The organism is Neisseria sp. P0021.S005, from assembly GCF_051956955.1.
Genome location: NZ_JBQCWY010000934.1, coordinates 1 through 477, shown reverse-complemented (window position 1 = coordinate 477; position 477 = coordinate 1). Strand labels below are relative to the sequence as shown.

General features: G+C 58.1%; 1 pseudogene. It reads left to right on the top strand.

What is annotated here, in order from left to right:
* Nucleotides 1-477: pseudogene (locus tag ACTHUE_RS20230) on the top strand (hemagglutinin repeat-containing protein); the annotation flags it as partial.

Below are 477 nucleotides of genomic sequence, written 5' to 3'. Positions count from 1 at the left end.
GGCATCGACACCGAAACTGCGGATCAACACTCAGGCCGTCTGAAAAACAGCTTCGACAAAGACGCGGTGGCCAAAGAAATCAACCTGCAAAGGGAAGTAACACAGGAGTTCGGCAAAAACGCCGCCCAAACCACAGCAGCCGTTTCCGACAAACTCGGCAATACCCAAAGTTACGAACGGTATCAGGCAGCCAAAACCCTGCTGGAGGCCAAACTGCAAAATACGGACAGCGAAGCCGAAAAAGCCGCTATCCGCACATCCCTCGGTCAAGTAAACGCCTACCTTGCCGAAAACCAAAGCCGCTACGACACCTGGAAAGAAGGCGGCATAGGCAGGAGTATCCTGCACGGAGCGGCAGGCGGACTGACGACGGGCAACCTCGGCGGCATACTGGCCGGCGGCGGCACTTCCCTTGCCGCACCGTATTTGGACAAAGCGGCGGAAAACCTCGGCCCGGCGGGCAAAGCGGCGGTCAAC